A 24,446-nucleotide genomic window follows, 5' to 3' on the forward strand; every position below is an offset into this window, starting at 1 on the left:
CTTTGTCGGAATGTATTTTTCCGAGCTGGCTTCTTTTTCGCTGTCCGTTGACGAGGAGGTGGCCGCCTTCAGAACCGATGCGTCGATATGGATCGCTCAAGGGCGTTGGGGCGCATATCTGATCGAGACCTTTCTTATCCCAAATCCGGTAATGCCGTTGCTGGCGCCTGCGGTTTTTGGCGCCGGTTGCGTTGTCGCCTACCTGCTCGTTATGGATGCCATCGACAAGCATGAACTTTCCATCGCCGAATATGCTTGTTTCGCGATCTTCTGTGCCTTTCCAACCTGGTTCTTCATCGTTGAATTCTATTCCAACATCGCCGCGGTCGGGATCGGCATGGCCGCCAGCGCTCTTGCGGTTTGGCTGATCGGCGAGAAAAATATCCCGGTAGCAAGTTCGCGCTTCCTCGTTGCGATCGCTGCCGGCGGCTATGCAATCTCAATCTATCAAAGTTTCGCACCGGCAATCCTGGTATTGGGCATCGCTGTCTGCGTTCTGCAGGCACGAGCCGGCAGTGAAAGATCGCTACCGAAAGACTTGATCCGCGTCGGCGTCATGGTAACCGGCTCGGCGATTTTCTACGTTGTCGGTAATGCAATTTTCAAATCGTTCACTTCCCAGAGAAGTGAGTATTTCGAGTCGCTTTTCCAGCCGGGTTTCTTGTTTCAGCATCCGATGGTGGTGACGGGCCGGGTGCTGGAAGCGCTGGGAGGGGCGCTTGGCCTGGACCATGGCACTTACGGTGTCATTTTGTGGGCAGTTCCGCTGCTGGTGGCCCTCGGCGGCTGGACGCTTTTCAAGGAGTCCCCACGTACAAGGTTGTTGTTGCTCGCAGCCGCTTTGGTCTGCCTGTTCATTCCTTTTGGCGTCCACGTTCTAGCGGCTGGCATCATGCCCGTCAGAAGTCTCGTAGGTTTGCCGATAGCGGTCTGGCTCTTTGTCTACCTTGCGGTGACAAGCAGCAATGCGAGGATCAGCATCGTGTCGGCGATCCTGCTTGGAGTGGTAACCTTCCAGATCCAGGTGATCCAAAACTATCGCCAGGCGTCAAGCTATCTTGTCGACAAGCACGACACGCTCCTGGCCGCCGCTATCTACGATAGGCTGGCGGCGACGCCCGGCTTTGACACCAAGCGCTCATACGCTCTAAGCGTGTTCGGCGGCCTGCCGTTTGCCACCAACTATCCCAGGCCCCCGAGTTCAACGGTCGGATATTCATTCTTCGAGTGGGACGGCGGCAATCCCTGGCGCATCACCTACTATATGAAATTGCTCGGCTACTCTAATCTGAACGGCCCGACGGACCAGCAAGTCGATCAAACAATTGTACGGCTTTCGACGATGCCCGTATGGCCCGTACCTGGCAGCTTGGAGATACAAGGCGACATTGTATTGATCCGGCTTGGCGAGAGCCCGAGCTACGCAAATCAACAGGCACTCGCAAGGGCTGTCCATTGAAGGATGCGTAAAACCAACCTAGAAAGTGCTCTCCTCTCCTAGGTCTGTGACGCACCGGTTTTGAGTTCATTGATGATTTTCTTAAACGCAATTTGGGTTGTGGCGCGGAAGGAACGCGACATGTTGGAGGACTTGGGGAATGGATCAAGGAATTCCAGCGTTAGAGCGCATACAAGCGGCAACGCCAAAGTCTGACTATCGAAGCGATATAGATGGGCTTAGAACCATTGCGGTCTTAAGTGTCCTGGCCTTTCATGTTGGGTTCCCGGCTTTTGCCGGCGGGTTTCTTGGTGTCGACGTTTTCTTTGTCATTTCTGGTTATCTGATTTCAAAGAAGATCATGGATTCTGTACAGCGCGGTGATTTCACCTTACTTGATTTTTGGGCAGGCCGCTATCGCCGACTTTTCCCCGCGTTGGCAACAACCCTCTTAGCTTCTCTGATGTCCGCTTACTTTATCCTTCCCCCTGACTATCTAAGCCAATTCGGCGCCTCAGCTGCTGCAGCGGTTCCTGGTTTTTCCAACTTCTATTTCTGGAATGTCTCTGGGTATTTCGACACTCAAGCTATTACCAAGCCTGCTTTGCACACATGGAGCCTCGGTGTTGAGGAGCAGTTTTACTATGTTTGGCCGATTATTTTTGCGCCTCTAATTCGACGGAGGGGAAGCTACGCGGGATTCTTAGCGATTGTCGGCGTTGGGATAATGAGCCTCGTGGGGAGCGGCTGGTTTCTCAAATTCGGCAGCAGCGTTTCGAGTGATCCAGCTTCGGCAGTGTTCTATCTTCTGCCTTTTCGGGCATACGAACTAGCCCTTGGCGCCTCTATTCTGTGGACGGAGCGGCTCCGACCTAAAGCTCGGCTTGTCCAAGAGGCATTGATCGTCATCGGGCTTGGGGCAGTGGCTATCTCGATTTTTCTACCCACAGAGCAGTCTTGGCTTCCGGCCTTGCTGCCGTGTGCGGGCACAGCACTACTAATCTTGGTAGGGCAAGGCCCATCATTGACGAAACTTTACGACAATCCGCCGTCGGTTTGGATTGGGAAAATCAGCTACTCAATCTATCTGGTGCACTGGCCAATAATTGTCTTTTCCACCTATCTTTTCGACAACGACAGCGTGGTCTTCAAGGCGACTGTTTTCCTAGCGTCGATCGCCTTGGCATCGGCTCTCTACTATTGCGTCGAACGCCCGATCCACAAGGGGCGGAGTATTCTACCGAAGAATTACCAGTTCTTCGCCGCCATGCTCCCTGCCGCCGCTTTGATCGCGATCGTCGGCACGAACGCGTGGACGTCTCATGGTTGGCTGTGGCGGTATGAACCCCAAATTGCAGGGTTGCTTGACCCTGCGAATATGGATTTGGGGCTGCCCCCGGTTCCGTATCGATGCTTTTTATCCCAGACCGATCCTTGGACCGTCATGGACAAGCGCTGCTACATCCCCACGACGGACGGTAAGCCGAAGATAATAATGGTGGGCGACAGCACCGCCGCATCCTTGTATCCAGGACTTAAAGCCGCATTAGGAGACTCCGCGGATCTCTACCTTTGGTCGGGCTCGGCTTGCGTCCCCGCTCTCGATGTTCCGATGCCCTATCGGCCGAATTGTCCATTGTCGAACGATCAGTTTTTCCGGCACACGATCATCGACAATAACTACGATCTGGTTGTTCTATCTGCGCACGGGGGTTATCCGGAACTTAAAAAGGGCTTCCCCGCCGTGAAGGCAATTCTGAATGCTAGGGGGATACCGTTCGTTCTCCTGGGGGACTTGCCGACCTACTCTGATATCCCTCTTGGTATCGTTGCTAGGCATGCAAAGATTGCCGGTCTCGATGATGTCATGGCTGCCAATCTGCCGGACGGCTGCAAAGAAGAACATGGGCTCAACGAACTAGTTGCAACATCAGAATTCTTCTCTACCAAGGCAGTGTTTTGTAGGGATGGCCGAGCAGCATACCGCGATGGAATCCATCTCTTTCAGAAGGACTGGTTTCACTTGACGCAAGCTGGGGCGCTGTATCTCGGGCGGCTATTAAAGCCAAAAATCCAGGCGATGCTGTCAGGACACCAACCCTGACGCCTTCAACGTACCTCCCTCACGCTCGACCCGGCAAGGCGTCATGGATTGCAGCTACGCATCGATCAGACGCCACCGGCTTCTGTAGTGGCCCGAGCGTCGGAGAAATCCCGCCACTTAAGTAATCACTAAATAATTCCTGACGCGCGCAAATTGTCCATGGAGACATCGGTATTGCGACCAATGGTGAGTTGACTTTGCTTAGGTTGACTGAGATCAAGCGCTACACGGGTATACGACTTCAGACGAGGCAAACAAAAGAAAATGGCCAGCATGTTTTCCGTAGCCATCCCTCACTTGAATGCTGCGGAACGCGCCGCGGCTGGCGGATGTACCCTCGAAGAGGCGCTCGTTTTCCTACGCCGATTGAGCCTGGACGATTTCGGGCTCCTTATGATCTCGTTGCCGAATAGAGACTATCCCGGTCTGTCCCGTCTACTGCCCGCGATGGCCAGTGAGGACGTGCAGAAGACCTGGACCGGGGCGTCCGGCATTGACCTTTACCGACAGACTTCAACGTTTGCGCGTCAGCTGGAGAACAACTTCACAAAATATATCAAGGCACCGTTGGCTGGCTCAGAAATCCTCGATTTTGGGTGCGGATATGGTCGGATTCTTCGTATGATGTACTACTACAGCGACCCCGCCAATATTTGGGGCGTGGACGCTTGGGACAAGTCTCTCGATCTATGTCGAGAGGCACGCTTGCCTGGCAAGTTCGCCCAATCGGAACGGGTTCCCTCTACTCTGCCCGTCGGCGACCAGAAATTCGACCTGATATTCGCTTTCTCGGTGTTTACACATCTTGCGCCACCAGCCGCTAGAGCCTGCCTCGCGGCGCTTCGCAATCACATCAAGCCTCGCGGACTGTTCGTGGCCACCATTCGGCCTATTGAATTCTGGCCATTCATCGATCGCGTTCGAAACACTTCGTTCACATCGAAGATGCAATCCGATCATCATCGGAACGGGTTTGCCTATCTGCCACATGCTGGCCCCGAGGGGGAAACATATGGGGACATTACCTGCGAGATCGATTTTTTGCGCGGGCACGGTTGGAGGGTTATAGGCCATGATCGATCGATACTCGATCCGTTCCAAGTATCTGTGCTGATGCAACCTGATTAACGGTGGCTCGCGAGACGGATGTCGTGTGCGTATTCCGATGAAGCCGGCCACCGATTCCGATTTGAAGCCGGCCAGTCATTCCGATTTCATTCCGGCCACCATTCCGATTTGAAGCCGGACGTTTTTCGGTCTGATCCTGGGTCTCGTTGATGTTTGGGTTGGGTTTTGTTTCAGGTCAAGCTTCGGTGTTTTCGGATGCGACTGGCGGGCGCTGTTTTCGCATGCTTTCACCGGTGAGATCGATGCGGTAGGCGTTGTGAACGAGGCGATCCAAGATGGCATCGGCAAGAGTCGGGTTTGCAATAATCTCCCACCAGCGATCCACGGGCACCTGACTTGTGACGATGGTTGAGCGTCGCTCGTAGCGGTCCTCAATGATCTCCAGGAGATCGCGACGTTGGTCGTCATTGAGCTTTTCCGGTCCCCAATCATCGAGGATCAGCAGGTCGGTCCTGGCAAGAGATTTGAGGATCCTGCCGTATCGCCCGTCGCCTCTCGCAAGCGAGAGAGCGGCGAATAGCCGGGGAACCCGGTGGTAGGCGACGGAGAAGTCTTCGCGGCAGGCCTTGTGACCGAGAGCGCAGGCAAGCCAACTTTTGCCGACGCCCGCCGGCCCGGTGATGAGAAGGCCGTGATGCTTTCTGATCCAGTCGCAGCCGGCAAGCGCCATGAACAGATTACGGTCGAGACCGCGTGCGGCACGGAAATCGGCATTCTCGATCTGCGCGTTCTGGCGAAGCTTGGCCGCCCTGGCGCGAGCCTCGAAACGCTTCTGGCGGCGCATGGTCGCCTCGCGTTCGAGCAGCATGGCAAGCCATTCGCCGTGCTCGAGGCCGCGCGCTTCGGACTGGGCTTCGAGTTCCTGGAAAGCGGTTGCCATGCCGTAAAGGCCGAGCTCTCGCAGCATGTCTATGGTGGGATTGATCAGCATTGGTGGATCTCTCAATGAAAGTAATCAGGGCCACGCAGATTGGCGTGATCGACGATGGCGGTTGGTTCGGTGGAATGGCGTGCGGCTTTGTGGTTGGCGATGAGCGAGGCAATGCTCTTGCAGTTCAGGCCACCAATCTCGACAGCGCGGGCTGACACGGCTTCGGCCCGATTGCGATCGATGTCGCGAAACAGGCGTAGGATGCCCAGACATGTTCGAAAGCCCTGCTCGGGATGCGGACGGCTGGAGAGGATTGCGATGACCAAGCCTTCCGTCTGCGGTCCGATGGATGCGGCCCAGCGCCGAAAGCGCTCCGGTGTCCATTCGGCATAGCGCCGGTGGGAACTGGGCATGTGATCCGGATCGGTTCCATGGCGAGGACCTCCATAGCGGCGCTGATGCGCCGCGACGCGCTTGCCGCGGTGGAAGATCTCGATGGTGCGCGCCGTCGCTCTCAGGTCGACCTGCTGACGAATGAGGCTGTGGGGCACGGAATAAAAGAAGGTCTTGAACTCGACGTGGTAATCCGTCGAGACGCGGGCCAAACGCCATTCGGCAAACTCGTAATCCGCCGGTGGAAGACCGGCCAGTGTCGGGCGCTCGACGCTCTCGAAGAGCTGCCGGCGACTGACGCCCAGCCGGCGCATGACGTGGTCGTTGATGCGATCGAGTGCCTGGGCAATGGCGGCATAGCCTCAGCCAGCGAGAAGAAAGTCTGGTTGCGCAGACGGCCCAGAATGCAGGATTGGGCAAAACGCACTCCATTTTCGACTTTCGATTTATCCCGAGGGCGTTTGGGCCGTGCCGGAAGAACACCGACGCCATAATGAGAGGCCATCATGCCGTAGCTGCGGTTGATCTCGGGATCGTAGAAGCTGGCGCGACTGACGCCTGACTTCAGATTATCGGGAATTATGAGTCTGGGAACGCCCTGGAAAAACCGAAACATCCGGACATGCGAGCCAATCCAGTCGGGGAGCGTTTGCGTCCAGGTCGCCTCGGCAAAGGTGTAGCTGGACGCACCCAACACCGCCACGAAGATCTCCGCCTCGCGGATCTCGCCGCTCTTGCGGTCGACAATCGGGATCTTCTTGCCGGAATAATCCACGAAGACCTTGTCGCCGGCGGCATGCTCCTGGCGCATTGTCGGCGACAGTCGTTGCTGAAATCCCCGCAGGAGTTCACAAAAGCGACTGTAGCCGTAGCCTTCGGGATGCGCCTCTCGATACTCCTCCCAGAGGATGAGCAAAGTGACGCCGGGCTTCTTGAGCTCGACCGCAAGATCGGCCCAGTTCGGCTCCGTGCGTCGCCGTGTTCCCTGCTTGACGCCGTTGCGGCTGAAAAGCTTGTTCTCAAGCGCATCGTCGGTCAGTTCGCCCGACAAGGGCCAGGTCAATCCAACTGCTGCCGCACGCTGCAGGTTATCCTGCACCGTGCTGCGCGCTATCCCCAAAATGACTGCTATCTCGCGGGAACTCGTCCCGCTTCCGGCAAGCCGAAGCATTTGTCTCAATTGTCTCATGGTCAGCCTTCTCTTCGCCGGCATCAAAATCTCCCCGTTTACCGCGGGGCACTTGATGCCAAAGTTGCTGACCCAGGAGGTAATCTTCAGTGCCGAAAACTGGCCGGTCTTTGATCGGAATGCTGGCCGGCTTCAAATCGGAACGGTGGCCGGTCTTTGATCGGAATAGCGGCCGGCTTCGCGTCGGAATCCGCAACATCGTGGATCGAGCGTGGCGAGACTTCGCGAAATTAGCCATCCGGGCTTGCGTTTGTCCCTGGATTCGTTTGAATATCACGATTTGCTAATGACATTGCGGTTTCGATGATCAATGCTACAGACCTCCGCTGAGGTCGATTCCATGATGATTATCCTTCATATCGGTGTCCACAAGACCGGCACGAGCGCGCTTCAAGCTTTTTTGGCTCGAAACGCTGCTTTGCTTCTGGAGCACGGAGTCTTCTACAAGCCGACAACCGCCGAGTGGCCAAACCATAACCCATTGGCTGCGGCATTCATGCCAGGGTCAATCGATCATGGCCCGACACGGCTGGCAATGACGCTGGCAGAGGCAGAAGGCAAAACGCTGCTCATCAGCTCGGAAATGCTTGGCGAGCCGGGAGTAGATCTCGATCTGTTTCTATCATGCCTCGAGGGGCACGACGTTCGCGTCATCGCCTATGTACGCCACCCAAGCGACATCGTAGTCTCAGCTTTCAACGAGGTGGTCCGGCACTATGACATGCACTGGACCCGCCCGCTAAACGAGCAGCCCTTCGCCTATGACCCGTCGCAGTTGGACGTTCTTAGGCGCTGGTTGAAAGTGCCAAATCTGACGCTGGCCCCATATGATCGAGCGCAGTGGGTTGAGGGTTCGTTATTTAAGGACTTTCTCACCATGATCGGCGTTCCTGGCGATGGGTTCGACTACAGTCAGGCTGGCGGGAACGGATCACTGCCCTACGCTCTGATCGAGGCCCTACGGCAAGTGAATATTGCGCGCCCTTCTGCCGATCAGCACCGCCTGCTTGTCGAACTTTTTCGGACCATCCAAAGCGAGCCGGGAGAGTATCCGCTGACTGCGAAAAATGTGAGGTACTGCATCGACCGGATGCGCGATGCATTGCCTTCCTACCGGCCGCACTTTCGCCCCGGCTTTCAAGAAGATTTCCTTTTTGAGCAACGGCATGAGCCAGAAGGCGGATGGTTCAGTTTGCAAGGGTCGGCCATGGCAAGAGCGACCGGATTTCTTGCAAAAGTGGCCGCATTCGTTTTTCCCGCACTTGATGCCGGTCCATTGTGAAGCCAAGACTTCGTCCCTGTCGACGGAAAGGAACGCGATCCCGGGCGTGGTCAAGCAATTCCGGACGCAGAACCGTTACACACTTTTCCTGAAATTGCTCCAGCCTTCCCGGTATCGGACTCACCTGGGCACGTGCGGGGATTTTGTTGTTTGCGACAGCCGGCCTTTGGGCTGAATTCACGTCACCTTCAAACTGGCTTCGAGCTGGGGCCTCTCGGGGGGCGCAAGGCCAAATTGCTCGTACAGGCGCTGCACATATGCGGCAGCCGCAGCTTGCGCCGACGCTCCAAGGTGGAAACGCACAATCGTCTCGGACTGCACCTTGGCGATCTCCTGCAAGTGCCTGACATCAAAACGGGTGACGCTTGACTGATGCCGGCGATGGGAATTGAGCGACCGCGGATGGAAAGCGATCCCACCCTTCTCGAGTAGCCGCACGTACGCCACCCAGTCGCCGGCATCCCTGTAGGAAGCGATCTCTTCAAGTCCCGCGCGGAGAACCTCGAGCAATGGTCCTCGACGAAACAGAACTGCGCTGACATTCGGAATGGTGTTTTTGAGGTACAAAGCCTGGGTTATTTCCTCGCGTCCATCCACGACGTAAGGTTTGGTCCAGCGAGACCGGTCGATATCGGAGACATAGTCGAGATAATGTTCGCTCAGAACCCGTCCGTCGCCGCTCATCTGCCGCGACTGACAGTAGCTCATGACGAGATCGCCTCGTCCGAAGGCAGGCAGAAGGTTCGCCAGAAAGTCAGGGTCGGCGAGATCGTCAGCTTCGGCGATCCAGACGTAATCGCCGCGCGCGGCTTCAACGCCACGCATCCATTGGCGGAATACCGAGCCTGAGTTCCGGTCGTTCCTGATCAATTTACTTGGGATGTCGCAGGGCGCCAAAAAACGTTCGATGGTTTCGACACTGTCGTCCGTCGAGGCGTCATCAAGCACAATCAGTTCATAGGGCCGTACTGTCTGCCCCACAATCGAACTGAGACGCGCGTCCAAATACCGACCGTAGTTGTAGTTCGGCACCACCACGGACACCCTCGGCAATGGCCTTCCTGTATAGGCCAGCAAATCGTGAAGGTAATGATCGAAGCCAAACTCTTGGCGGACAATCTCGCGTCCGACCTTTACGAGGCGTGCCGCTTTGTCCGGATCATCGAGCAGGGTGAAAATAGCCCTGGCCATCGCATCTGTATCGAGCTTGGGTACAAGGATGCCACAATCGCGCTTGAGGAGATCCTGGAAGCCGCCAGCTCCCTCGAAAGCGACGACCGGAATTGAAGCATCGAGTGCTTCAAGCACCACTGAGGGAAACGGATCCTCACGTGAAGTCAAAGCATATATATCAGCCGAGAAATAGTAATCTCTCGGATTATCGACCAATCCGACAAAGATAAATCGATCCTCGAGCCCAGCATCCTTTACCCGCCGCATTTGATTCGCATGCAGGGCGTGGTCTATGTGACCGACCCAAACAGCAACGACATCCGCTTTGGCCCTCACTACCTTGAGGCATGCATCGACAAAGAGATCCAGCCCTTTGCGGTGATCTGCATATCCGGCGGATAGGATGATGCGAGCGTTGGCCGGTAGCCGCAATTTTGCGCGAACCGCGTCGCGAAGCTGGCCGCGGTCGTCTTCGCGGTAGGGCGTATGCAAGTAAAGGCCTTGCGGCCTGATGACTGACTGATCGACGATCTTACCGACAAATTCCTCAAATCCAGCCTTCACGACTTCTGCCGGAAAAACAATTTTATCTGCATTCGCGACAATAGCCGATGCGGGGCCAGCAAGATCGTAGGATCGCAATATTCCCGGCAACTCGTGGATCAGCGATACCGTACGAAAGCCTGCCTCCTTCAAGACGGGAACCAGCAGACCGGACACGGTTGTGTTGACAATAGCGACCTCGGCGCCCGCGTGCCGCATTGACTGGAGCTTTGCCAGCACGCTCTCCCTTGGCTCACCGGCGAGGTCCATGCGGTGAACGGTTGCTGCCTCAGCGAAGCGCGGCAGCATCGGCCCGTCGCCAAGGACGATCATGTCGACATCGAATCCCAGCGCTCCAAATCCACGCGCCATGGCCAGAGCAAGATACTGCGCTCCATGCGGATGGGCGTCGTGGGAGACGACCACAATACGGGACCTGGGTTGGTTGTTCGCCGCCTCCAATGCGTCGCGGGTCGCCTGCAGATAGGAAAAGCCGTTGGCGGCGTCCGGCTCCAAATGCGCCCCTTCGGCCCATTCGTTCCAGGCATTGACGAAAATCAGCCGCTCGCTCGGCTCGTCGACATGAGTGACCGTGTCGTCGATCGCGTTCTCCAGCCACGTGCGGTAGAGTTCCGGCGTGTTGTTGATGAACACGCCCCCACCATGCCTGCGACGTGCCGTGTTGTCCCAGCCGGGACAAACCGAGCGAAAGATTTTGTAGTTGCGAGGCGGATAGTTCTTGCTGCGCTCGGGAAAGACCGACCAGTCGTAGATGGTCGAGTCAAAGTCGTCGCTTAGCGGCGTCACCAGATGCGTGACGTTGGGCGGAGCCGACCGGTTCGGTGGAAATTCAACGGCGGCATCGAATCCATATTGCTCAGGCGGCACGGATTCGAATGACTGGGCATAGGCGAGAAAAATCTCGCCTATGCCGTTTTCGCGGCACCAGTTTCGCCAACGTTGCACGGTCTCCTCAGCCGCTGGAAGCAAGCTCGGGCGGTAAACCAGCAAAAGCGGCTTGCCATCGACGCGAATGTAGCGAGGGTCGCGAAGATACGGCGCAACCTCCGCGATAAAGGCGAGATCATCGTCCGAGGAATGGTCCTGGGCGATCAGGATCTCATGATCGAGCCCGTCCCACCGGCGCGACCAGTTCTCGTTTGCCCAGCACAGGCAGAACGGCAGATCCAGGCTCCGGTCGGCGAGCCAGTTCTCAAGCGGCTTCTCCAACAGCCGCCTGCCGCCGAACCAGTAAAAGTAAAAACAGAAGCCCTCGATGCCATACAGTTTCGCCAGTTCGACCTGGCGGCGCTGCACGGCGACATCACGCAAATCGTAGTAGCCCAGTTCGTCGGGTACGTGCGGCTGGTGATGACCGACAAATTGCGGCTGCGCCGGCCTGACGTTGGTCCACTCGGTGAAGCCCTCTCCCCACCATTCGTCATTTTCGGGAATCGGGTGAAACTGCGGGAGGTAAAAAGCAACGATACGAACGGGCTTGCGAAGCAGCGGCTGCGCGTCGAGCCGCGGAACGTAGATGGGCTTCGCGGGCAGGACTGCTCCCCTTGCGCCAGAAGCCGACCAAACTTCCGGCATCCCTGGTGATTGAAAGCTCTTCCAGGCGCGATACGCGTTTGTCGAGGAAAAAAGCGCTGGAAATGCAGAAAACGCCGCCCCCTTCATGCGCTGCTTAGTGCGAACGGACAAGGGTATTCGGTGCCAGGCGACACGGGCTCTTTGCGCCAGCGTTCTGCGAGCGCCGCCGATTTTGTTCCGGACTCCCCTTATTCCAAGCCCCAAGGTTCTCAGTGGATGCGTCAGGCGCCAGGACGTACTCGCGTAAACGGCATCCAGCACATCGTGCAGTCGCTTCTCTTCCGAGCGGGCACTGTCGCGATCGGCAGTCAGCGAGCTCGATGCCGCTTCCACGGCCGAAAGCTGCGCCTGAAGAGCCTGGACTTCCTGTGTCTTTCCAACGGCTTCGGCTTTGGCGCGGGTCAGTTCGGTCTCGGCACTCTCTATCCTTTCTCGCGCCTCGATAATTTCGTCCGCGAGCGCCCCAAGCCGCGCAGCCGCTTGGCCGAAGGACTCTCGATTTTCGATGGTCTCCTGCTCGATTGTCACAGACCCCAGCGACCATGGATTTTCCACCTGGTTGGCGGCCGCTATCGTCGCATCATCCAAACTCAGGATGCTTTGCTCGACCTGCGCCTCGCGGCCGACTACGTGACGGGAACCCAGGACGTTGTCCTGATGGGGCTGTTTGGTCACGATGCAGAGAGAGTTCAGGAACTCGATGGAGTGAATGGAAGCAAGCGAAGCTTCATCGAACGCAATTTCGTACCGATCCGCGAAGGCCGCGAGAGCGTCGGTTCGACTACGATCCAGTCCCCAGTGCTCGTGATTGATCAGATCGAGCAACCGCTTGAAGAACGAGAGCGAGGAAAGCGGATCATAGAGGCCGCCTTCGAAATCCCGCCAGTAGCTGGCGTGCAGGTCTTCGACAACGAATGTTCCGCCATCAGCAAGATGAGGGAAATAGCGAGCGAAGGTACGTATGATATCAGCAGACCTGTGCGAGCCGTCATCGATGATGACGTCGAACGTCTCGGACTTTTCAACAATATTTCTTTGAGTATCCTCGAGGTTTGCATCCCCCACGACGACGCCGATTCTCGCATCGTCGAAATGCAGCAGGCCGCAGTTCCGATTGATGTCGCAGCCGAGAATGAGTTCGGCTTGCGGAAAAAATCTGCCCCATATCTCCAGTGAACCGCCGTTCTGGACTCCAATCTCCAGGATCCGAACCGGTCTGTTCCGATATCTGGAGAAAATTCGTTCGTACTCGTCGAGATAAATCGACCATTTGTCCGACACCTTGCCGTTATGCATGTCGTAGAGACGGCGAAGCGAAAAGCCACGATTCCTGGATTTCGCGGCCGGCGCCAGACCGCTCACCGCCGGCGAGGTTGTTGGCTTTTTCATCGCTGCAGGCTGTCCTTGACTGTGGTCGTGTCGCTTGGAACCGGCTTCGGCAACAGGTCCTTTGCGGCGCCTCTCAATGGAAGGCTCGAGCCTCGCCTGTCCCTCACCAAACGGGCAACCACCGTCGCGGCGGACGATCGCCACTCCGGCGCCCTCCAAGCGAATACACCCGCAAACTTCGCGCTCGACAGCCGCGAATTGGGCGGCCGCTTCGCCTTGGTCGGATATTGAGCCGCCGCGATGTCGCGCACGTGTGCGTGCGGGCCACCAAACGCCCGGCTTGTGTCGAGGATGTGACGAGCAAAGCCACTCCAGTTGGTCTCGCCATTGCCGGCGAAGTGATAGATGCCAAAGGCCGCGAAATTCTTGTCGCCTCCCAGCTTCGCCGCCGCATGCAGGATGGCATCGGCGATGTCGAGCGCGGATGTCGGATTGCCCCACTGGTCGGCGACGACCGTAATCTCGTCGCGGTCGCCAGCCAGCCTCAGCATCGTCTTGATGAAGTTCTTGCCGGAGGGGCTGTAGACCCAGGCCGTGCGCAGGATGAGGTGGTGCGGATTCGCGGCCGCCACGGCTTGCTCGCCGGCGAGCTTGGAGGCGCCGTAGACGCCGAGCGGCGCGGTGGCGTCGGTCTCGATATAGGCGCCGTCCTTGGTGCCGTCGAAGACATAGTCGGTCGACAGATGGATCACGGGAACGCCGAGCTTTGCCGCCGCCTCGGCCACCTTGCCGGCGCCGGCGGCATTGATCGCAAAGGCCAATTCCTTCTCGTCCTCGGCCTGGTCGACGGCGGTGTAGGCGGCTGCGGAGACGACGATGTCGGGCCTGGCCACTTCCAGCGCCGGGAACACCGTGTCGGAGCGCGCCAGGTCGAGCACCGGCCGGCCGACGGCGACGACTTCCACATCGTTACGGCCCCGCGCCGCCTCGATCAGGCCGGCGGCAACCTGGCCTTCGCGTCCGGTGACGGCAAGCCTCACGTGGCCACCTTCCTGTTCTCGGCGTTTTCGAGCGGGCTGTTTTCGATCAGGCTGTTTTCCATTGGTCCCTGGCCCAGCCGCTCGCCGTTGTAGCGCTGCTCGCGGATCGGCCCCCACCACCATTTGTTGTCGAGATACCAGTCAACGGTCCTTGCCAGGCCGCTGTCGAAACTCTCCCGCGGCGCCCAGCCGAGATCGCGCGCGATCTTGGAGGCATCGATCGCGTAGCGGCGGTCATGGCCGGGGCGATCGGTGACGAAGGTGATGAGGTCGCGGTAACTCCTGTCGCCGGTGCGCGGCCGCCTAATGTCGAGAAGATCGCAGATCGTTTCGACAACAACGAGATTGGTGCGCTCGGAATTGCCACCGACATTGTAGCTCTCGCCAGGCCTGCCCTTCGTCGCGACCAGTTCCAGCGCGCGGGCATGGTCCTCGACGAACAGCCAGTCGCGCACATTGGCGCCGGCGCCGTAAACCGGCAGCGGCTTCTCGTCGAGCGCGTTGAGGATAACCAGCGGGATCAGCTTCTCGGGGAAATGATAGGGGCCGTAATTGTTCGAGCAGTTGGAAAGCACGACCGGTAGGCCGTAGGTCTCGTGCCAGGCCCGCACCAGATGGTCGGATGCGGCCTTCGAAGCCGAATAGGGCGAGGACGGCGCATAGGGCGTCTCCTCGAAGAACATGCCGCCGTCGAAGGGCAGATCGCCGAACACCTCGTCGGTCGAAACATGGTGGAAGCGGAAGCCGGCCTTGCGGGTTTCGGGGAGGCTCCGCCAGTATTCCAGCGCGGCGTTCAGGATGCGGTAGGTGCCGACGATGTTGGTCTCGATGAAGGCGCCCGGCCCGTCGATCGAGCGGTCGACATGGCTCTCGGCGGCGAGGTTCATGACGATGTCGATGTCGTCGCGGCGCAAGATCTCGAGCACCGCGCGCTCGTCGCAAATGTCGGCCTGCTCGAAACGGTAGTTGTGCGCGTTCTCGATCGGCCGGAGCGACGCGAGGTTGCCGGCATAGGTCAGCTTGTCGAGATTGGTCACGCGATAGGCCGGATTGGCGCACAGATGCCGGCAAACGGCCGAGCCGATGAAGCCGGCGCCGCCGGTGACCAGGAAATTCATACCGCCCCTCATGCAAACACCTCCGCTTGGCCAAGCAAGGGCGCGTTGCGGTCCTTGTCCGAAAGCTGGAACCCGCCGGCAATCGCCGGCCATTTTATGCCGATCTCGGGGTCGTCGAAGCGGATCGACCGGTCATGCTCGGGCGAATAGGTGTCGGTCACCTTGTACAGCACCTCGGTATCCGGCACGAGCGTGACGAAGCCGTGCGCAAACCCTTTCGGCACCAGGATCTGATTGCCTTTCTCAGCCGATATTTCCAGCGCGACCCATTTGCCGAAGGTCGGCGAGGCACGGCGGATATCCACTGCGACATCGAAGACGCTGCCCCTGACGACGCGCAGCAGCTTGTCCTGGCCACGCGGCGCAAGCTGGTAGTGCAGCCCGCGCAACACGCCGGCGGCGGCGGAATAGGAATGGTTGTCCTGCACGAAATCGAGACCGATGCCTGCCTCGGCGAAACGGGCAGCATTCCAGGTCTCGCTGAAAAAACCGCGCGCGTCGCCGTGGCGCTTCGGCACGATCTCCAGCACGCCGTCGAGGCCGAGCGGCCTGACCTCAAGCACCCCGTTCCTCCGTCAGATCGGCGACTCGCTTGCGCAAATAGGCGGCATATTCATTCTTGCCCAGGCGCGCGGCGCGTTCCAGAACCTTGTCGGCGCCGAGCCAGCCCTGCTCGAACGCAATCTCTTCCGGGCAGGCGACCTTGATGCCCTGGCGATGTTCGATGGTGCGCACGAAGGAGGCCGCCTCATGCAGGCTGTCATGCGTGCCGGTGTCGAGCCAGGCATAGCCGCGGCCGAGCTGATGCACCTGCAGCGCTCCGCGCTCCAGATAGACGTTGTTGACCGCCGTGATCTCGAGCTCGCCGCGCGCCGAGGGGCGGATCGTCGAGGCGATGTCGACGACGTCGTTGTCGTAGAAATAAAGGCCGGTGACGGCCCAGTTGGACTTCGGCTTCTGAGGCTTCTCCTCGATCGTCAAAGCCCTGCCGGTGGCCTTGTCGAACGAGACCACGCCGTAGCGTTCGGGGTCGTCGACGTGGTAGGCAAAGACGGAGGCGCCGCTATCACGCGTCGCTGCGGTGCGGCAGAGATGCGACAGCCCCTCGCCGAAATAGATGTTGTCGCCGAGAATCATCGACACGTTGTCCTTGCCGATGAAGTCGCGGCCGATGATGAAAGCCTCGGCGAGGCCGTTCGGCAGAGGTTGCTCGGCATAGGAAAGCGCCAGCCCGAATTCAGAACCGTCACCCAGCAATTCACGGAAGACCGGCAAGTCGCGCGGAGTTGAAATAACCAAGATCTCGCGGATTCCCGCGAGCATCAGCACGCTCAGCGGATAGTAGATCATCGGCTTGTCATAGATCGGCAGTATTTGCTTAGATACTGCTAATGTTAGCGGATAGAGACGCGTTCCGCTGCCGCCCGCAAGGATAATTCCTTTCAACAAGCTCTCCTTGAACTACCGCGGCCCCCGCCCGACGCCAAGTTGCCCGTGCTTAGGTTTCGGGCACCGGCTTGTCAATTGTCGCTTTGAGTTCTTCGCGACGCTATTTGTCTTCCTGTCATCTCCATGCCGCAGTCTCGCGGCCATTCCGCTTGCACCACAAAAAAGGCCGGCGGGCTAAGCGCCTGCCGGCCTTTACTAATTTGCTAATTTTGCCCGGATCACCACCGCTTCGGCAGCAGCGCCCAGACCGCCGGCACAAGACTAGCGGCGAGTGCTACCTTGATCAGGTCGCCGACGATGAAGGGCACGACGCCGAACTGCCACGACTTTTCCGGTCCGATGAGCGCGGCCAGCCAGGCGAAGCCCATCGCCATCATGACGACCTCGGCGACAAGCATGGCGCCGAACAGCTTGAAGGGCTGGCGGTCCCAGCCGCGGTCGGCGGCCCAGCCGGCAATCGCCGCCATCACCACGAAGCCCGCGAGATAGCCGCCGGTGGAGCCGAGCATGTAGGCGATGCCGAGGCCCTTTTCCGGCGTGCCCTGGAAGACCGGCATGCCAAACGCGCCCTCGGCGAGATAGAGGATGAGCGTCGCCACGGCGAGGCGCATGCCGATAGTAGATCATCGGCTTGTCGTAGATCGGGAGTATTTGCTTAGATAATGCTAATGTTAGCGGGTAGAGACTTGTTCCGCTGCCGCCCGCAAGGACAATTCCTTTCAACAAGCTCTCCTTGAACCGTCGAGGCCCGCCTAGAGCCTATGTTCCCCGTGCTTAGGTTTCGCGCAAAGGCTTGTCAATCATTTGCTTTCTACAAATTTCATTGTATTTACAATGACATCAACAATCAACTTTGAATCTTCCGCCAACTGTTGCAAGAGGTCCAGCCACGGGCTATGATGGTTTGCAACAGTCTCGACAAAATTTGGGATAACTGTTGATGTGGCTGATTTCATTGAATTAAACAGCGACCAGTGTCGTGAAAAAATCAACTCCGACCAGCGTTTCACCGCGCTGTTGGAAGCCCGGAAAAAGGCCAAGAGCTTTCGCGGATCTCTGGTGTGGCACGCCGTAAACGGCATCGACCACCTTATGCGGAGCTACTATGATTCAAATGGAGTGCGACGCCAGAAGGTGGAAGGCCGGCGCTCGCCTGCAACCGAAACTCAAAAAACGAATTGGGAGGCCTCTCGCGCTTCCGCCCGACAGACGCTCTCAGCGCGACAGGAGCAAATGGAGCGTCAATCCGCGGTTAATCGTGCGCTCAGGCTTGGGCGTGTTCCGTTGATCGCTGCAAGAATTATCAGGGCAATAGATGATGCCGGTATTCTGGGTGAAGGCATTCGCATCGTGGGAACAAACGCCATCTACGCCTACGAAGCGGCGGCGGGAATTTTTGTGGATCCGGGGATCACGACGACCGAAGATATCGATCTCCTCATGGATGCGCGCCAATCGCTCAGAATCGTGGCCGGAACCAACGTTGAAGATGGGGCACTCATCAACCTTTTACGCAAGGCCGATCGGTCGTTTGAGCGTTCGTCCGCGACCTTCCGCGCGATTAACAGCGATGGATATTTTGTCGATCTGATCAAACCGCTTGCGAATCCAGCTTGGAAGCAGACACGAGCCACCGAAGGGGCGGCGGAGGACGAACTAGTGGCGTCGGAGATCGCCGGTTTGGCATGGCTGGAGAATGCCCCGGCGTTCGAAGCAATCGCGATCGATGAAAGAGGCGGCCCGTTACGCCTTATCGTTCCAGATCCCAGGGTTTTTGCTGCTCATAAATTGTGGGTCTCGAAACGGCCCGATCGTGAGCCGATCAAGCGCCGCCGCGACTTGGCCCAAGCGCAAGCAGTTGCTCGTCTCACGGCGCAATATCTCGGCCACCTCCCCTACGAAGCAAACGGGCTGCGTGTCCCTCCCAATGCCGTTTTCGAGGACGCGCGGCATCTTTTCGAGCGGTCGGTGTCGGCACCCTGACTGCGCAAGCCGCAGAGTGCTAAACCCCGGCTACTCCTAAAGCCTTTAGCTTCGGCTGAACAAAGGCAGGGTTCGGTTCAACCGAAGGCATCGGGACGACGTATGCGTCGCTAGACGCTACCTTCGCCTATGGCCTGATCCACGTCCTGGCTGGCGGCAGCAATCGTGCGTTCGCGCATGATGTCGATCACGAAGTCTATGGTGTTCCAGTGATCGACTTAATCCCTCCCCCAAGCTGATTTTTCACCAGCCCTAGCGCCTGCTTTCTTTGTTCAGAAACGCTTCGGCAGCAGCGCCCAGACCGCCGGCACAAGACTAGCGGCGAGTGCTACCTTGATCAGGTCGCCGACGATGAAGGGCACGACGCCGAACTGCCACGACTTTTCCGGTCCGATGAGCGCGGCCAGCCAGGCGAAGCCCATCGCCATCATGACGACCTCGGCGACAAGCATGGCGCCGAACAGCTTGAAGGGCTGGCGGTCCCAGCCGCGGTCGGCGGCCCAGCCGGCAATCGCCGCCATCACCACGAAGCCCGCGAGATAGCCGCCGGTGGAGCCGAGCATATAGGCGATGCCGAGGCCCTTTTCCGGCGTGCCCTGGAAGACCGGCAGGCCAAACGCGCCCTCGGCGAGATAGAGGATGAGCGTCGCCACGGCGAGGCGCATGCCGAAGGCCGAGGCAATCAGCAGGACGGCCAGCGTCTGCAGCGAGATGTCGACCGGGCCCAGAACGACCTTGGTCTTGGCCGAAAGCGTGAGCAGCAGGGTTCCGACAAGTGCCAGAAAGAGCTGCGTTGCCAGCCGGGCCGCGCCCTCCTCGGGCAGAGCGAGAGAAACGAGCGGGCGCATCGTGGTTGCAGTTGCCATGGTCTTCCCCATAGTGGCTGATTGGCTGATTTAAAGCGCGTCGCGGAGAAACGAATTCAGGCGACGAGCTTTAAAGTTTTGTCTTGATGCATGTCGTTCTCCCAAAACCGCTGCGCACTTTTGGGCGACATGCATTGATTTTCCTATATTGGCTTCCGCAGGAGGCGGCAATCATTTTGCCGCACGAGCAGCAGGGCCCGGCATGACGCTTGAATTCGACACACGCTTCGATCCCGCCTATGGCCAGGCGGTCACGGTCGCGCCGGATGTGGCGCGCATCACCGCCAGGAATCCGAGCCCGTTCACCTTCCATGGCACCAACAGCTATGTCGTCGGCCGTGACACACTTGCCGTGATCGATCCCGGGCCGGATGACGATGCGCATCTTAAGACGCTGCTTGCCGCGATCGGCGGCAGGCCGGTCAGCCACATCTTCGTCAGCCACACCCATCGCGACCATTCGCCGCTCGCGCCGCGGCTGAAGCAGCGCACGGGCGCTGCCGTGCTTGCCGAAGGCCCGCACCGGCCGGCGCGGCAGCTGCGCATCGGCGAGGTGAACCCGCTCGACGCCAGCGCCGACCTGGGCTTCGTGCCCGATGTCGCGCTTGCCGACGACAGCCTTACCCATGGCGACGGCTGGACGATGCGGACTGTGCTGACGCCAGGCCACACCGCCAACCACGCGGCCTTCGCGCTCGAAGGGACCGGCATCCTGTTTTCGGCCGACCATGTCATGGCCTGGGCGACCTCCATCGTCGCCCCGCCGGACGGCGCGATGGCCGACTATATGAAATCGCTCGACAAGCTGATCGAGCGCGACGACCGTCTGCTTTTGCCCGGCCATGGCGGGCCGGTAACCCAGCCCCGCAGCTTCATGCGCGGGCTGAAGGCGCACCGCAAGATGCGCGAGCGGGCGATCCTGGAGCGTATCGCAAACGGAGACCGCACGATCAAGGACATGGTCGCGGCAATCTATCGCGACACCGACCCGCGGCTGCACGGCGCCGCCGAGCTTTCGGTGCTCGCCCATCTCGAGGATCTGGTGGCGCGCGGCCGCGTCGCCACCGAAGGCGACCCCGCAATCGACGGCATCTTCACGCCCGCATGAACTTTTCTGTTTTTACGCAGTTCCGAACGGAAAACAGCGACACACTTTTCCTGGAATTGCCGGTTCCTTGTTTTTGCGCAATTCCGGACGAAAAACCGCTCACACTTTTCCTGGAATTGCTCTATTCGGCCGGCGCTGCGCCGACCTGGCCGGCGACCTCCTGATCGAGCTCGGCGAGAAATTCCGTGATGCGGGCGGCGTTGTCGCCGAGGTCGTAGCGGCCGTAGCGCGAGGCCGAGCGCATGTCGACGATGACCGAATCGCCGTTGTCGGTGATCCGGATGGCGACGTCGGCCGGCAGCCCGAGCACGACGCCTCTGGCGACTGCGTTGATGGTCGCCTCGCTCTGCCCATTGATGTCAGGATAGGGCGCGGTCAGCTGCCAGTCGCGCCGGTCGAGCACGGTTTCGACCGCATCGACCACGGTTTCGAAGGGCAAATTGTAGCTGTGCCCCGTGACCAGCGGATAGGCATCCGCCTGCAGGCTCTGCTCGCCGGGCGTCGGCGGCGACAGCGCGTTCATGCCGCTGGTCCGGTCGCTGGTGTCCAGCGCCGGCGGGTCCTCGAGATCGGTCGAGATGTCGCGCAGCGGCGGGTAGATCGTGGCCCAGTAGGCGGCGATGCCGAAAGGAACAAGCACCAGCAGCGCCAAAAGCGCACCGACGCTGAGATCGCGGCCGCCGCGATCGCCGAAATTCCACAGTCTCGACAGCGCAAGCCCGGCAAGCAGCAGCGCAAACGCCGCAAGCAGCGCGACGATTGCCAGCACCCAAAGGAAAGGCGGCGTGTCGACCAGGTCGAGGCGATAGCCGGCAAAGACAGTCAGCAAAAGAACGAGCGAGAACGCTCCGATCCGCCGCGACCAGCCGGCCGCCCTCGACGTCTGCCGTTCAGGAATTGTAGCCATCGCCTGCCGCATTACCCCAGCCCGCGTCGAGCTTTAGCGCAGTTCAGCGTTTCGAGAAATCGCTGAACTGCGCTAACTGTTTGTTTTTACGCAACTCCGGACGGAAAACCGCTGCGCGCTTTTCCTGGAATTGCTCTAGAGGTTTTTGGCTCAGCCTTGAAGTCGAAAGATTCTCAATCCGTCGGCAGCCGGTAGTCCCTGAACTGCTGGCGCAAGGTAACCTTCTGGATCTTGCCGGTGGCCGTGTGCGGAATCTCGCCGACAAAGGCGACATCGTCGGGCATCCACCATTTGGCGACCTTGCCGCTCATGAAGGCCAAGATGTCGCTCTTGCTCGGCTCCTTGCCCGGCTTGCGCACGACGACCAGCAGGGGCCTTTCGCCCCATTTGGAATGCGGCACGCCGATCGCCGCCGCCTCCGCCACATCGGGATGGCCGACGGCGAGGTTCTCGAGATCGATGGTGGAGATCCACTCGCCGCCCGACTTGATGACATCCTTGGCGCGGTCGGTGATCTGCATATAGCCGCTGGCGTCGATATGCGCGACGTCGCCGGTGTCGAACCAGCCGTCTGCGTCGAACTGCTCGGAGCCGACGCCGCCGTAATAGGCGCGCGCGATGGCCGGGCCGCGCACCTTGAGACGCCCGAAGGTCTTGCCGTCCCACGGCAGCGCGTTGTTCTCGTCATCGGTCACCTTCATCTCGACGCCGAAGGGCGGGTGGCCCTGCTTGCCCTGGACGTCCAGCCGGGCATCGCCCGTCAGCCCTTCATATTCCGGCTTCATGGTGCAGAGCGTGCCGAGTGGCGACATCTCGGTCATGCCCCAGGCATGCACGACCTGGACCTCGTATTTGTCCTGGAATTTTGCGGTGATGGCGCGCGGGCAGGACGAACCGCCGATGACGACCTTGTTGAGATAAGGCAGCTTCTTGCCGGTCTCTTCCAGATGTTGCAGCAGCATCATCCACACCGTCGGCACGGCGGCGCTGAAGGTGACCTTTTCGGTGTCGAGCAGTTCGTAGATAGAAGCGCCATCCATCTTGCAGCCGGGCATCACAAGCTTGGCGCCGATCATCGGCGCGCTCTGGCCAAGTCCCCAGGCATTGGCATGGAACATCGGCACCACCGGGAGGATCACGTCCCGCGCCGATATGCCCATGGCGTCCGGCATCGCGGCGATCATGGCGTGAAGGACGTTGGAACGATGGCTGTAGACGACGCCTTTCGGGTCACCCGTCGTGCCGGAGGTGTAGCACATGCCGGCGGCGGTGTTCTCGTCGAAGCTCCTCCAGGCGAAGGTGCCGTCGGCCTCGGCCAGCCATTTCTCATAGGCAACAGCGTTCGGCAAGGATGTTTGCGGCATATGCGCCTGGTCGGTCAGCACGATCACCTGCCGCAGCGACTTCACCTGGCCGGCGATCTTTTCCAGCAGCGGCACGAAGGTCAGGTCGACGAAGATCGCGCGGTCCTCGGCATTGTTCATGATCCAGGCGATCTGTTCGGGAAAGAGACGCGGATTGAGCGTGTGGTAGATCGCGCCAATGCCCATGATGCCGTACCAGGCCTCGAGGTGGCGGGCGGTGTTCCAGGCAAGCGTGGCGATACGGTCGCCGAGCGCGAAGCCGTCGCGCTCCAGCCGCTGCGCCACCTTAAGCGCCCGATGACGGATGTCGGCGTAGGTGGTGCGCACGATCGGGCCTTCGATCGAACGCGACACGATTTCGCGTCCTGCGTGCTGGCGTTCGGCGTGATCGATCAACTTGTGGCAGAGCAGCGGCCATTGCTGCATCAGTCCGTGCATCTCGGTTCCTCCCCTTTTCGCGCTTTCGCGTCGTTGTTTCACGCATTGTGGAATGATCCGGCGGATTGTCCAGCCACCATAAGTCCAAGGCGGTGGATCGACGGAACAACCCGTGAAACCCGCCATAATGCGGCCATCGTCGCCGTTAAGTTTCATTAACGGGCTGGGTAAGATTGGCGGATGGAGAGGTTCGCATGGATGCGCAGCTCGACGAAAAAGCCCTCGAAAGCACGCTTGCCGAAAGTCTGGACGATCTGACGCCGGACTCCAAAACCGTTTCCGACGACGAATTTGCCGAAGTCGTCGGCGGCGCGCTGGAGGCTGTCGGCGGAACGCTGCTGTTCAAGATGTGCGTCGAAAATGACGGCGAAGGCCAGCATGTTGCCGCCGCGTGCGTCGGCGACGGCGGCAACCGCCAGTTCCTGCTTCTCACGCTGCCGACCTCGGGCGGCGCGCTGAAGGTCGAGACCGCGGCGAGAAGCACCAATCCGGTGGCCGGCATCGCCGCCGCCTATGCAGGCCTCATGGACGCGTTCAAGGCCGCGGCCTGATCGCCGGCATCGGTTAGAACATTATTTCGCCTGGACGCGATTTCTCGCTATGGCGCTGCCTTGCGCGAGGCGCCGGCCAGACCCACCTTTGACGGACCAGAGCGGTTCCGAACGGAAAACCGCCACGCACCTTCAAACTGCCGAAGGAGAACCGTCATGGACAAGCGCGCCAACCCCGCCCCCGGCTTTCAGCGCAATCCCGATAAGGTAATAACGATCGAGCCTTATCGCGGCACCGTCACGGTCAGCGCCGGCGACACCGTCATCGCCAGGTCGACCCGGGCCAGGCTGTTGTCGGAACCGCCCTACCCTGCGGTTTTCTATATCCCCTTCGCCGACATCGATTTCGGCAAGCTCGCCAGGACCGAGCATTCGACGCATTGCCCCTACAAGGGCGATGCGACCTATTGGAGCGTGCTGTCGGCCGGCGAAACCGGCAAGAATGCGATGTGGGCCTATGAGCAGCCTTTCGACGAGATGACCGAGATCCGCGATCACGGCGCGTTCTATGCGAGCAAGGTGACGGTCGAGGCTAAGCCGGGCTGAAAATTTCGAACTGGCGCCCGAATACAGCGA

17 protein-coding genes and 3 pseudogenes are annotated in these 24,446 nt (G+C 59.4%); 8 read left to right on the plus strand and 12 right to left on the minus strand.

The features are described 5' to 3' along the window. The first annotated feature begins 10 nt into the window (after window positions 1-10). The 3 genes from RFN28_RS22740 (at window position 11) to RFN28_RS22750 (ending at window position 4,670) form a co-directional block, all read left to right on the plus strand. Window positions 11-1,459: a glucosyltransferase domain-containing protein gene (locus RFN28_RS22740; protein ID WP_320289465.1), complete on the plus strand. Its 1,449-nt coding sequence runs from the start codon at window positions 11-13 to the stop codon at window positions 1,457-1,459. A gap of 139 nt (window positions 1,460-1,598) precedes the next feature. Continuing rightward, window positions 1,599-3,542: an acyltransferase family protein gene (locus tag RFN28_RS22745; RefSeq protein ID WP_320289466.1), complete on the plus strand. Its 1,944-nt coding sequence runs from the start codon at window positions 1,599-1,601 to the stop codon at window positions 3,540-3,542. A gap of 264 nt (window positions 3,543-3,806) precedes the next feature. Then, window positions 3,807-4,670, plus strand: coding sequence for a class I SAM-dependent methyltransferase (locus RFN28_RS22750; protein ID WP_320289467.1), 864 nt, complete (start codon window positions 3,807-3,809; stop codon window positions 4,668-4,670). 175 nt (window positions 4,671-4,845) lie between these two features. On the opposite strand, the gene istB is transcribed toward RFN28_RS22750, so the two are convergent. Both istB and istA read right to left on the minus strand, forming a co-directional pair. Then, on the minus strand, window positions 4,846-5,601 hold the full coding sequence (gene istB / locus RFN28_RS22755; protein WP_073986432.1) for an IS21-like element helper ATPase IstB: 756 nt from the start codon (window positions 5,599-5,601) through the stop codon (window positions 4,846-4,848). Window positions 5,602-5,612: 11 nt separating this feature from the next. Further along, a pseudogene (gene istA, locus RFN28_RS22760) lies at window positions 5,613-7,123 on the minus strand (IS21 family transposase). A gap of 340 nt (window positions 7,124-7,463) precedes the next feature. Here istA and RFN28_RS22765 point away from each other — a divergent pair. After that, a complete protein-coding gene (locus RFN28_RS22765) occupies window positions 7,464-8,405 on the plus strand; it encodes a hypothetical protein (RefSeq protein WP_320289468.1) in 942 nt (313 codons plus the stop codon). A gap of 177 nt (window positions 8,406-8,582) precedes the next feature. On the opposite strand, the gene RFN28_RS22770 is transcribed toward RFN28_RS22765, so the two are convergent. The 7 genes and pseudogenes from RFN28_RS22770 to RFN28_RS34910 form a co-directional block, all read right to left on the minus strand. After that, a complete protein-coding gene (locus RFN28_RS22770) occupies window positions 8,583-13,106 on the minus strand; it encodes a glycoside hydrolase family 99-like domain-containing protein (protein ID WP_320289469.1) in 4,524 nt (1,507 codons plus the stop codon). After that, on the minus strand, window positions 13,103-14,086 hold the full coding sequence (gene rfbD / locus RFN28_RS22775; RefSeq protein WP_320289470.1) for a dTDP-4-dehydrorhamnose reductase: 984 nt from the start codon (window positions 14,084-14,086) through the stop codon (window positions 13,103-13,105). Before rfbD ends, RFN28_RS22770 begins: the two co-directional genes overlap by 4 nt. Then, window positions 14,083-15,204: a dTDP-glucose 4,6-dehydratase gene (rfbB, locus tag RFN28_RS22780; protein WP_320289489.1), complete on the minus strand. Its 1,122-nt coding sequence runs from the start codon at window positions 15,202-15,204 to the stop codon at window positions 14,083-14,085. The genes rfbD and rfbB overlap by 4 nt, the downstream gene beginning before the upstream one ends. An 8-nt stretch (window positions 15,205-15,212) precedes the next feature. Beyond that, entirely contained in the window at window positions 15,213-15,767 is a 555-nt protein-coding gene (rfbC, locus tag RFN28_RS22785) for a dTDP-4-dehydrorhamnose 3,5-epimerase (RefSeq protein WP_320289471.1), read from the minus strand. After that, entirely contained in the window at window positions 15,760-16,650 is an 891-nt protein-coding gene (gene rfbA / locus RFN28_RS22790; protein ID WP_320289472.1) for a glucose-1-phosphate thymidylyltransferase RfbA, read from the minus strand. Before rfbA ends, rfbC begins: the two co-directional genes overlap by 8 nt. A 221-nt stretch (window positions 16,651-16,871) precedes the next feature. Next, a pseudogene (locus tag RFN28_RS22795) lies at window positions 16,872-17,276 on the minus strand (biotin transporter BioY); the annotation flags it as partial. Next, a pseudogene (locus tag RFN28_RS34910) lies at window positions 17,269-17,376 on the minus strand (sugar phosphate nucleotidyltransferase); the annotation flags it as partial. The pseudogenes RFN28_RS22795 and RFN28_RS34910, both read right to left, overlap by 8 nt. Window positions 17,377-17,595: 219 nt before the next feature. On the opposite strand from RFN28_RS34910, the gene RFN28_RS22800 reads away from it, so the two are divergent. After that, window positions 17,596-18,636 (plus strand): GSU2403 family nucleotidyltransferase fold protein, encoded by a 1,041-nt coding sequence (locus RFN28_RS22800; RefSeq protein ID WP_320289473.1) that lies wholly within the window; start codon window positions 17,596-17,598, stop codon window positions 18,634-18,636. A 272-nt stretch (window positions 18,637-18,908) separates the two neighbouring features. On the opposite strand, the gene RFN28_RS22805 is transcribed toward RFN28_RS22800, so the two are convergent. Further along, window positions 18,909-19,502 (minus strand): biotin transporter BioY, encoded by a 594-nt coding sequence (locus RFN28_RS22805; RefSeq protein ID WP_320289474.1) that lies wholly within the window; start codon window positions 19,500-19,502, stop codon window positions 18,909-18,911. A 202-nt stretch (window positions 19,503-19,704) separates the two neighbouring features. Here RFN28_RS22805 and RFN28_RS22810 point away from each other — a divergent pair, with 202 nt between their 5' ends. After that, window positions 19,705-20,610, plus strand: coding sequence for an MBL fold metallo-hydrolase (locus RFN28_RS22810; protein ID WP_320289475.1), 906 nt, complete (start codon window positions 19,705-19,707; stop codon window positions 20,608-20,610). Window positions 20,611-20,731: 121 nt separating this feature from the next. Here the strand turns inward: RFN28_RS22810 and RFN28_RS22815 are convergent, their stop codons facing one another. Both RFN28_RS22815 and RFN28_RS22820 read right to left on the minus strand, forming a co-directional pair. Next, window positions 20,732-21,517, minus strand: coding sequence for a DUF1499 domain-containing protein (locus RFN28_RS22815; RefSeq protein WP_320289476.1), 786 nt, complete (start codon window positions 21,515-21,517; stop codon window positions 20,732-20,734). Between the two features lie 173 nt (window positions 21,518-21,690). Continuing rightward, a complete protein-coding gene (locus RFN28_RS22820; protein WP_320289477.1) occupies window positions 21,691-23,319 on the minus strand; it encodes a fatty-acid--CoA ligase in 1,629 nt (542 codons plus the stop codon). A 194-nt stretch (window positions 23,320-23,513) separates the two neighbouring features. Between RFN28_RS22820 and RFN28_RS22825 the strand changes: the two genes are divergently transcribed. After that, window positions 23,514-23,870 carry a hypothetical protein gene (locus RFN28_RS22825; RefSeq protein WP_320289478.1) on the plus strand — a complete coding sequence of 119 codons (357 nt, stop codon included), beginning with the start codon at window positions 23,514-23,516 and terminating at the stop codon, window positions 23,868-23,870. 156 nt (window positions 23,871-24,026) lie between these two features. After that, the gene (locus RFN28_RS22830; protein ID WP_320289479.1) at window positions 24,027-24,416 is read left to right on the plus strand and encodes a DUF427 domain-containing protein; all 390 of its coding nucleotides are present in this window, start codon (window positions 24,027-24,029) and stop codon (window positions 24,414-24,416) included. The last annotated feature ends 30 nt before the right edge of the window (window positions 24,417-24,446 follow it).

Source organism: Mesorhizobium album, from assembly GCF_033977205.1.
Taxonomy (GTDB): domain Bacteria; phylum Pseudomonadota; class Alphaproteobacteria; order Rhizobiales; family Rhizobiaceae; genus Mesorhizobium; species Mesorhizobium album.

Coding starts and splice junctions, on each gene's coding strand:
- RFN28_RS22815 (WP_320289476.1), bottom strand. CDS start 21,517: ATGGCTACAATTCCTGAACGGCAGACGTCGAGGGCGGCCGGCTGGTCG.
- RFN28_RS22805 (WP_320289474.1), bottom strand. CDS start 19,502: ATGGCAACTGCAACCACGATGCGCCCGCTCGTTTCTCTCGCTCTGCCC.
- RFN28_RS22745 (WP_320289466.1), top strand. CDS start 1,599: ATGGATCAAGGAATTCCAGCGTTAGAGCGCATACAAGCGGCAACGCCA.
- RFN28_RS22825 (WP_320289478.1), top strand. CDS start 23,514: ATGGATGCGCAGCTCGACGAAAAAGCCCTCGAAAGCACGCTTGCCGAA.
- RFN28_RS22750 (WP_320289467.1), top strand. CDS start 3,807: ATGGCCAGCATGTTTTCCGTAGCCATCCCTCACTTGAATGCTGCGGAA.
- RFN28_RS22820 (WP_320289477.1), bottom strand. CDS start 23,319: ATGCACGGACTGATGCAGCAATGGCCGCTGCTCTGCCACAAGTTGATC.
- RFN28_RS22740 (WP_320289465.1), top strand. CDS start 11: ATGTATTTTTCCGAGCTGGCTTCTTTTTCGCTGTCCGTTGACGAGGAG.
- istB (WP_073986432.1), bottom strand. CDS start 5,601: ATGCTGATCAATCCCACCATAGACATGCTGCGAGAGCTCGGCCTTTAC.
- RFN28_RS22765 (WP_320289468.1), top strand. CDS start 7,464: ATGATGATTATCCTTCATATCGGTGTCCACAAGACCGGCACGAGCGCG.
- RFN28_RS22770 (WP_320289469.1), bottom strand. CDS start 13,106: ATGAAAAAGCCAACAACCTCGCCGGCGGTGAGCGGTCTGGCGCCGGCC.
- rfbB (WP_320289489.1), bottom strand. CDS start 15,204: ATGAATTTCCTGGTCACCGGCGGCGCCGGCTTCATCGGCTCGGCCGTT.
- RFN28_RS22810 (WP_320289475.1), top strand. CDS start 19,705: ATGACGCTTGAATTCGACACACGCTTCGATCCCGCCTATGGCCAGGCG.
- RFN28_RS22830 (WP_320289479.1), top strand. CDS start 24,027: ATGGACAAGCGCGCCAACCCCGCCCCCGGCTTTCAGCGCAATCCCGAT.